Below are 8269 nucleotides of genomic sequence, written 5' to 3'. Positions count from 1 at the left end.
GCCGACTGCACCATCGAAGCCAATCCATCGTGTCCTTTACGGAAGTCCACCGGCCGCGTCGCAACCAATATCCGAACGCCTTGCGATGGCATCAGCATAAAGAAGCATCAAGCGCGTGGGCGATCTCTGCAATCCGAGAGGCAGATGTCTGCAGCGGCAACTCGATGGCGATCTCTCCAAAGATCAATCTGATCGCCTCATTAGGAACAGTCAGAGCTTCTGTGGGCTCTTCCGGCCCAGCAGAAACCACCAGTGGAGCGAAGAGCGGCTCAGCGGCCTCCGGCGCCGGTAGCAACAGCTTTCCTTGCTTGGCCAGTCGACGCCACGCAGATAGCTGGTTCGGAAGGATGCCATATCGCTCAGCGACAGCGTTCACCGTTGCACCGACCTCAAGCGTGTCCGCCACCGCCTGTGCCTTTGCGGTATCCGACCAACGGCGGTGGCCGGACGCATAAATCTCGACGCCAAGCGATCTGAGAAACGAATTTGTAGCGCACATTGCGAAACGCACTCCCCATCATAAGATGGGTTCGTTCTCGCAGCCCGGATCACACCCTACAACGTGACCCCGGGCCAACGCTTACGTATCATCGTACGGTCTTGGCGAAACGCAGTGAAGTTATTGACTGTATAGCGAACTGCGTATATCAACATGGCCATAGGGTTTCGCGATCGACTGAGAGATTCCCCCCGCTGCCGCGAGGTAGTCCAACCGCAAGGGTAGATAGGCGCGAGCCGAAGAGGTTGTCGAGATAGCCAAGGGGTCCAGCAGGGCCCCTTCGGTGTTTCTAGGGCCTGCGATACTTGACCGTCTTGTTCTGACGAGCCTTTCCGATGATAGCGGGCAAGCTGGTCTTCGAGCCTTCCTCTTGTTGCTCCTTGGGGTAAGCACTTTCGACGAACAGGCGGAACTTGTGGCGAACTCCATCGAACTTGCCTGCACCCGTCTTGAGAGTGAAGTAGGCAGTATAGAAGTGTCCGTTCAAATCGCGCAATGTAGCGTTATAGCAGCCATAGTTTCGATCGGTGGGGGTTACGTAAATTCTGTTCAGCATCAGCTGACCCATAAGTTGAGGGAGCTGAAATGATGTCTGATGTCTTATCGGATCGTAGCAACGGGCACGTTGATGGTCCCAGATAGTCAAACCTCGCCACTCTTCCTGCGCCTCGTTCGCCTTACAGGTCCAACAATGTGAGGAGTAGTTGATGAGAACCTTGACCACCGTCCCACCACCCAAGTTGTAGTTCTGGACGTGCGGCTTAAGGTGTGTAACCTCGACATCTTGATCCGAGAGCTGATGACCCATGAAGGGGACGCCGGACGTATGATGGAATGCTCCATTATTATGCAGCTTGAAACGAAACTTTGGCACAATTGCATCCAGTTGGCGCGGTATTGGGGATGATCGTTGCGGGCGCAATGTTCGGGAGCCAGCAAATCAACCCTATCTCTCAGTGCCACTGGTAACGATCCGATGGGGTAAACACCACCGAGACTGAGCGATATTCCCGAGATTGCCAATACGGTTTCGTGACGCTCCTCTATAGCAGTTCAAGATCAGTGTTGAACCTACCGGGCAGGCCTGTGAGCGATACGTGAACCGCGACTCTTGTTGGGATCAGGGTAGGGATGTCATCGCATTTCTTCCAACATCTTTTCGGGGAAGACCTCAGCTGGCGTTTTCCATCCAAGGCACTTGCGCGGCGTATTGTTGAGGCGATCACAGATCACCTTCATATCGTGATCTGTGCATTGCCGGATATCGCGTTTGCGGGGCAACCACCTTCGAAGGCGTCGGTTAGTGTTCTCGACTGTGCCTTTCTGCCAGGGGCTGGAGGGGTCGCAGAACCACGTCTGGGTTCCGATCTCGGCTTGCAGGTGTGGCCAACTGACAAACTCGGTTCCGCGGTCAAAAGTGATGACCGACGGGCGACGAGGGGGAGGTCTTTGATGGCGCTCATGATCCTGGCCATGACCGGCTTGGTGCGCTTGTTCGGGTTTTTCAGGATCACAGTGAAGCGGCTGACGCGCTCAACCAATGAGGTAACGTTGGACTGGCCGAGCTTTTGTTTAAACAGCATCAAATCAGCTTCCCAATGACCGAACTGACGGCGATGAGCGACATCATCGGGTCGGAACAGAATGCTGACATCGCGGTGGAATTTGGGTTCTCTGCGCCTTCCGCTCCGACGTCTTCTGATGATAGTCGGCCCCGGTTTTTGCACCGACCTCCAGTTCCATCAGCCTTTCGGCGGCAAAACCGATCATATCTCGAAGAAGATCGGCATCCGCGCTCTTCTCGACAAGCTCTTTCAGGTCCATCATGGGTTTGGTCATCGGGGTCTTCCTTCGGTTCAGGTTGATGTTCGCAACCCGACCTTACCGAAAATTCACCGATGACCACCGCGCCTTTGATGACGTCCTACGGCGCCTCATGAAGGGCGCGGACGCCACCAAAAGCGCTACCAGAAGTTACACCTCTCCCTGGGACATGACCGACCTTAGCGTGTCTCCAGCGTTCTATCTTGCGTCGTTCTGTGATACTCAGTTGGTCGTAAACGGCTCCCATACCGATTCCTCTCATTAGATAAACTACTGTTTTCTAACAAGAGTCGCACTTGAGGGTAGCGCGCGCCCCGGTTACAAAAAAACCCCCATAATCATACTTATGTTAATTTCCAGACCCCGCCATCTTGTACCACCCGCGACTCAGACAACAGCTTCTCCAGATGCGCCGCAACGTTTCGTCCTGCGGCCATTGCGATTTGTGGGTCGGTTTTCTTGTAGACGGAAGCGGCGATATTCTGGACCGAATCCGGGGTGTTTGAGAGGTGGGCGAGGATCTCCGCCTCGCGACGCATGCGGTTGGAAAGCAACCGTTTGACGTAAGGTTGCGGATCCCGGAGTATAGGTCCGTGCCCCGGAAAGTAGATCCTATCGTCGCGCTCAATCAGCCGCTGTAGCTGCGCGCAGTAGTCGTGCATGTTTCCGTCAGGGGGGCTGACGATCGAACTGTTCCAACTCATAACGTGGTCGCCCGTGAAGAGCACTCCGTCAGGTCTCGCGAAACAAAGGTGGTCGCTCGCGTGACCAGGTGTGTGCAGGACGGTAAGACCGGCAATGACCTGTCCGTCCTCCAGAAACCGGTCAGGTCGAAATGCATCGTCAGGGAATGCCCGTGAGGCATAAACAGGTGCGTCTGTCCGTGCTCGCAGGGCTGGGACGACTCCAAAATGATCAGAATGGTGGTGTGTGAGCAGAATCCCAGATGGTTTGGCCCCCAAATTTTCGATGATTGCCCCGAAATGTGTACTGTCTTCTGCTGGGCCGGGGTCGATTATGAACCGACCATCAGGCGTATCAATGATGTAGCTATTTGTCCCGTGGTAGGTCATCTTTCCGGGATTGTTCGCGACGATCCTCAGAATTCCAGGGGCCAATTCGACTCCCTTCGCGCGGCAAGGCTCCGGCTCTGAGAAAAACATGCTGCTTCTTTTCATTGTGTGCGACCAGGTATTGATTGCGAACAATTTGGTTCGCACAGTTTTGCGCATTGCTCTCGCATGGCGCCGGAAACCTCAGGCTGGCGTCCGATGCCTGTCAAATCCGGCATCGGACTATTTCAACTTACATTGGACCAGGCCCGTATGAGACTGAAACAGTCTGATACAGTCTTGGGCTGGCAGTCACACAGCGCGGCGATTATGGTAAGCAGTATACAGAACTACAGCAATTGTCGCCTTCGTCAGATCCCCGAGAAGGAACGGGTAAAGACCGGCGTTCAGCAACTTTTCGCCATAGCCGACAAAGCCACCCAACCAGAGCAGCCCTGCGCAATACATGACTATCGAACCCAAAAAGACCGCGACAGATGCTCTGAACGCAGGCCGAAGTCCTTGCAGTGCTTGAACAATCCACCCGGCGGCGGCCGCCGCAAGTGCGAAGCCTACCAAGTATCCGCCTGTGGGACCCGCAATATACGCCGGTCCGGCCAGAGCCGGAGGCGTGCCTGCGAAGACCGGCAGGCCAAGCAGACCTTCAAAAAGGTATGTCACAACAACAAGACTACTGCGCACCGGCCCCAGGAAAAGGCCCAGACCCAAGACAACCAGGGTTTGTGTAGACATGGGAACCGGGTAGAACGGCACCACGATTTTGGCGGATAGTGTCAGAAGAATTGTGCCGACGAGAATTATCGAGATCTCTTGGGTAAGTTTTGCGAGTGTTTGGCTTTGAGTGGTTTCCAGATTCATCTTTTTCGTCCTTGTTTCTGAAGATTGTTAATTTTTTGGATAGTAAGCTCACATGCGCTTGGCGACTTCTTCCAACATGACTTCGCTCGCCCCGCCGCCGATGGCCTGCACACGGGCATCGCGTGACATGCGTTCCACCGGTGTTTCGCGCATATAACCCATACCGCCGTGAAACTGGACGCAGTCATAAAGCACGCTGTTCACCAGTTCGCCGCAATAGGCTTTGACCATCGAGACCTCTTTCACGCAGTCACCGCCCGCGGCATCCAGACCGGCGGCGTGATAGACCAGCTGACGTCCTGCCGCGATCCGCGTCTGACAGTCGGCCAGCCGTTGGCGCACGGCCTGCTTGTCCCACAGAACGCCGCCAAAGGCCCTGCGCTGCTTGACATAATCCACGGTCATGTCCAGCGCGGTTTGCGCTTCGGCACAGGCCATCGCACCCAGCACAATGCGTTCGTTCTGGAAGTTCTTCATTACCGAATAGAAACCGCGGTTGACCTCGCCCAAGACGTTTTCGGCCGGGATACGGACATCTTCGAAGATCAGTTCGGCAGTGTCCGAGCACAGCCAGCCGGTCTTGTTCAACGCCCGTCCGACCGAAAAGCCCGGCGTGCCTTTTTCGACCGCAAATATGGTGATCCCGCGCGACCCCTTGGCATCCGGATCGGTCTTGGCACCGACAAAGTAGAGATCGCCATGCACGCCGTTGGTGATGAACATCTTGGTGCCGTTCAGCACCCAATCCGACCCGTCCCGCACCGCGCGGGAGCGCATGCCCGCCACGTCCGAGCCCGCGCCCGGTTCGGTCACAGCAACGGCGGTGATCATTTCGCCCGAGACGATCGACGGCATCCAGCGCGCCTTCTGTTCGGGCGTGCCGGCGTTTTCCAGATGCGGCGAGGCCATGTCGGTGTGGACCAGAACCGTGGCCGAGAACCCGCCGAAAGTGGATCGCCCGACCTCTTCGGCCAAAACCACGCTGGACATCACGTCCAGCCCCGCGCCGCCATACTGTTCGTCATAGCGCATCCCCAGCACGCCGAGATCACCCATCCGGCGCAGCACGTCGCGGGGTACCTTGCCCTCCTCCTCCCAAGGCTCGGCCTTGGCGGTCACCTCGGCTTCAATGAACCGGCGCAACTGGTTGCGGATCATCTCGAGGTCTTCGTTGAACGGGCCGGTGACCTGAGTAATGCTGTCTTGTCTGGTCATGTGTTTTCCTCTGGATCGAGTTTGATAAGTGGGGCGTGCCCGGCGACCGTATCGCCGGGTGCACAATAGATTTCAGTCACCACGCCCGCGACCGGCGCGGGCAGGCTTTGCAACAGCTTCATGGCCTCAAGCACCACCAGCGTGTCTCCGGCTTTGACGCGGTCGCCGAGTGCGACGCGCACCTCGGCCACGGCGCCGGGCATGGGTGCGGACAACAGGTCAGCGACGCCAGACCCGCCGGTGGCACGTTGCAGATGCTGGTCTTCCAGCGTACGCAGGTCTGTCGCGGTCATTCCAGCAGGGGTTTGCAGGTGCACTCGCCAGTGACTCGGCGCGCGCACGACGTAAGCGATGCGCGAAAACGGAACCCCGTCGATGCGTCCGCTCAGACGGCATCCTGTTAAAGCGGCACTCTCGACCGTGATGGTCTGGCCGTCCGGTTGAATGGCAGTCAACCCCGACCCGGAGCCGTACATGCGGATCGGTTCGTCTTTGGTTGTGTCCCAATAGAAGGCCGCGCCGGACTGTCCCGCAGGGGCTGTGAGTCGCCATGACCCTAGGCTTTCCCAGGGCGACGCGCCCGCCGGCACGAGACGCAGATGCAGCGCCATCGCGGCAAAGGCCATGTCCCGGGGATCAGCGGACGATTCAGTCCAGCCGCCTGGAAACATCTCCGGCAGGTACGAGGTATGGTGACGGAACGCCGCAAAATCCGGGTGTGCCAGTAACGCGCGTTGATAGGCCAGGTTCAGGCCGACGCCGCCGACGGCAAAAGCATCGATCGCGGTGATCGCCCGGCGGATCGCCCCGGTCCGATCCGGCGCGTGGACGATCAGCTTCGCAATCATGGAATCGTAGTGGTGGCCGACGACCGAACCGCACTCTACCCCAGTGTCCAGCCGCACATCCGCAGGCGGCGCCCAAAGGGTGATCTCGCCCGTTTCGGGGTGAAAATTCTCGGCCGGGTTTTCGGCGGCGATGCGGATTTCAATGGCGTGCCCGTCAAACTGCACATCGCCTTGCGTCAGCGCCAGCGGCTCGCCCCGCGCGATGCGCAACTGCCATTCGACCAGATCGATGCCGGTGATCGCCTCGGTCACGGGGTGTTCCACCTGCAACCGGGTATTCATTTCCAGAAAGTAGTATTCACCGCGCCCGGGGTCATAGAGGTATTCCACCGTCCCGGCGGAGCGATAGCCGATCGCCTGCGCCAACCGCACCGCTGCCGCACGCATGCGGTCGCGCACAGCCTCGGGAAGATCGGCGGCGGGGGCTTCTTCGATCAGCTTTTGGTGGTTGCGTTGCAGCGAACAATCGCGGTCGCCCAGATGCAGCACGGTGCCGTGAGTGTCGCCCAGAACCTGCACTTCGACGTGGCGGGCACGGGGCGCATAGCGTTCGAGGAACACCGCCGGATCGCCGAAGGCGCTCTGCGCTTCGGCCCGGGCAGATGCAATCGCTTCGGGTGCGTCGCCCAGATCGGAGACAAGCCGCATCCCGCGTCCGCCGCCGCCGGCGCTGGCCTTGACCAGAAAGGGGGTGCCAAGCGCCTCGGCCTCTTGTAGCAGGCGCGCGTCGGACTGATCCTCGCCGCGATAGCCGGGCAGGACGGGCACGCCTGCGGCTTCGGCGGCAGCCTTGGCCTCGATCTTGGAGCCCATCCGCGCGATAGCGTCGGGTTCCGGCCCGATGAACACAAGGCCCGCCGCCTCGACCGCCGCCGCGAAACCGGCATTCTCAGACAGAAAACCATATCCCGGGTGCACCGCACCCGCGCCCGTCGCCCGCGCGGCCTCAAGGATGGCCTCGACGTTCAAATAACTGTCTGACGGGGCGGCCCCACCGATGCAGACGGCATGATCGGCCTCGGCCACGAAGGGCGCGTCGCGGTCCGCGTCCGAAAACACCGCTACGCTTTCCAGCCCCAGTTTGCGGCACCCGCGCTGGATGCGCCGGGCAATCTCGCCCCGGTTGGCGATCAGAACGCGGGTGAAGCTCATTTCACCCGCCATGACGGAACGCCCTTGTTGATGAAGCTGTTGATGCCTTCGATACCTTCCTCCGTCTCCCACGCATCGGCCAGCCGGTCGGCGGTGTAGATCATGTTGGTCTCCAGATCGTGGGACGCGACATAGGCGATCAGCGCCTTGGTATCGGCCACGGCACCCGGCGCGGCCTGAAGGTGATCATGCACCACCCGGTTCACCGTGGCGTCCAAGTCGCCCGGCGCGACAACCTCGGTCAACAGACCGATCCGCTCGGCGCGGGCCGTGTCGAACAACGCCCCCGACAGCATGGTTTCACGCGAATGCACCTTGCCGATGCGGGCCACCACATAAGGCGATATATTCGCGGGCAGAAGGCCCAGTTTGACCTCGGTCAGACCGAAGCGCGCGCCTTCGGCGCCGATGGTGTAGTCGCAGACGGAGATCATGCCGACACCGCCACCGTAGGCCGGGCCGTTGATCCGCCCGATCAAGGGCTTGGGCAGCGTGTCAAGGCGGCGCAACAGCCGCGCCAGCGTGGCGCTTTGTGCGACCCTTTCACTACGGGTTTTCTCGACATTAGAGGCGAACCAGTTGAAATCGCCGCCCGCGCAGAAGCTCTTGCCCGCGCCGGTCAGGACCACAATACGCACATCGTCATCTGCAGCCAGCTTTTCGGCGGCATCGTATAGCTCTGCGATCAATTCGCCATTCAGCGCATTGTGTTTGTCGGGGCGGTTGAGCGTCAGCGTGGCGACGCCACGCGCATCGGTTTCGATAAGGATCGTGTTGTAGGTATTGGTCAACTTGAAGCC

General features: G+C 59.2%; 8 protein-coding genes and 1 pseudogene. All 9 read right to left on the bottom strand.

All coding sequences use genetic code 11. The features are described from left to right. Positions 1-91 precede the first annotated feature (91 nt). Positions 92-499: a transposase gene (locus ACGYKA_RS16085; protein WP_136720754.1), complete on the bottom strand. Its 408-nt coding sequence runs from the start codon at positions 497-499 to the stop codon at positions 92-94. A gap of 289 nt (positions 500-788) precedes the next feature. Next, the gene (locus ACGYKA_RS16080) at positions 789-1307 is read right to left on the bottom strand and encodes a hypothetical protein (RefSeq protein ID WP_276155266.1); all 519 of its coding nucleotides are present in this window, start codon (positions 1305-1307) and stop codon (positions 789-791) included. Between the two features lie 326 nt (positions 1308-1633). Further along, entirely contained in the window at positions 1634-1867 is a 234-nt protein-coding gene (locus tag ACGYKA_RS16075; RefSeq protein WP_394439211.1) for a transposase, read from the bottom strand. A gap of 303 nt (positions 1868-2170) precedes the next feature. Continuing rightward, positions 2171-2338 (bottom strand): annotated as a pseudogene (locus ACGYKA_RS16070) (IS256 family transposase); the annotation flags it as partial. 329 nt (positions 2339-2667) lie between these two features. After that, a complete protein-coding gene (locus ACGYKA_RS16065) occupies positions 2668-3486 on the bottom strand; it encodes an MBL fold metallo-hydrolase (RefSeq protein WP_028288548.1) in 819 nt (272 codons plus the stop codon). A 201-nt stretch (positions 3487-3687) separates the two neighbouring features. Beyond that, positions 3688-4254, bottom strand: a complete 567-nt coding sequence (locus ACGYKA_RS16060) for a biotin transporter BioY (RefSeq protein WP_043753595.1) — start codon at positions 4252-4254, stop codon at positions 3688-3690. A gap of 48 nt (positions 4255-4302) precedes the next feature. Beyond that, the gene (locus ACGYKA_RS16055) at positions 4303-5469 is read right to left on the bottom strand and encodes an acyl-CoA dehydrogenase family protein (RefSeq protein WP_036540250.1); all 1167 of its coding nucleotides are present in this window, start codon (positions 5467-5469) and stop codon (positions 4303-4305) included. After that, positions 5466-7481 carry a biotin carboxylase N-terminal domain-containing protein gene (locus tag ACGYKA_RS16050; protein WP_028288550.1) on the bottom strand — a complete coding sequence of 672 codons (2016 nt, stop codon included), beginning with the start codon at positions 7479-7481 and terminating at the stop codon, positions 5466-5468. Before ACGYKA_RS16050 ends, ACGYKA_RS16055 begins: the two co-directional genes overlap by 4 nt. After that, on the bottom strand, positions 7466-8260 hold the full coding sequence (locus tag ACGYKA_RS16045) for a crotonase/enoyl-CoA hydratase family protein (protein WP_028288551.1): 795 nt from the start codon (positions 8258-8260) through the stop codon (positions 7466-7468). The genes ACGYKA_RS16050 and ACGYKA_RS16045 overlap by 16 nt, the downstream gene beginning before the upstream one ends. Between the last annotated feature and the right edge of the window lie 9 nt (positions 8261-8269).

The sequence above is a fragment of the Sulfitobacter sp. 1A15106 genome, from assembly GCF_043556995.1.
GTDB lineage: Bacteria > Pseudomonadota > Alphaproteobacteria > Rhodobacterales > Rhodobacteraceae > Sulfitobacter > Sulfitobacter faviae.
The sequence above is the reverse complement of the archived record's forward strand: the minus strand, read 5'-3'. Positions and strand labels throughout refer to the sequence as shown.